Origin of the sequence: Streptomyces musisoli (genome assembly GCF_016741855.1) — a bacterium.
Classification (GTDB): domain Bacteria; phylum Actinomycetota; class Actinomycetes; order Streptomycetales; family Streptomycetaceae; genus Streptomyces; species Streptomyces musisoli.
This window is the reverse complement of the sequence record NZ_JAERRH010000114.1, coordinates 1-505: the sequence shown is the minus strand read 5'-3', so window position 1 is coordinate 505 and position 505 is coordinate 1. Positions and strand designations below refer to the sequence as shown.

At 67.5% G+C, this 505-nt stretch carries 1 protein-coding gene; it reads right to left on the bottom strand.

Features of this window, described 5'->3' with window-relative positions:
• Positions 1 to 62 precede the first annotated feature (62 nt).
• On the bottom strand, positions 63 to 505 hold a 443-nt coding region (locus JK361_RS40705; RefSeq protein WP_236054687.1), incomplete at its 5' end, for an alpha-glucosidase C-terminal domain-containing protein.

Here is a 505-nt window from a genome sequence, read left to right as displayed (position 1 = left end):
ATCCGGGTCCCGGTCCTTGGCGGGGGTGTCCTCGAAGGTGTCCGGAACGGGCTCATTGACGATCATGTTGTGGGTGACCCTCCGGTCTGCGGGGTGGACGGTCGCAGGACGGTGCTGTGTTCACCGGGGGACCCGGCATCAGCGGCTTCCGCCGCCCGGCCCCCGGACCCCCGGCCGACGGTGAGCACATGTGCCCCACCGGGCCCAAGTCGCACATAGTTGGCCCTGCCCCAGTAGTAGGTCTCACCGGTGAGCTCGTCGCGCACCGGCACGGACTCGTGCCATTCCAGGCCGAGTTGCGGCATGTCCAACGAGACCGTCGCCTCCTGGGTGTGGTGGGTGTCGAGGTTGGCGACCACCAGAACCGTGTTCGATCCGCTCCGCTTCGAGTAGGCGATCACCGCGTCCTTGTCGGCGTGGTGGAAGTGCAGATTGCGCAGCTGTTGCAGGGCCGGGCTGTGCCTGCGGACGGTGTTGAGCCGGGTGACGAGTGGTGCGATGGTGT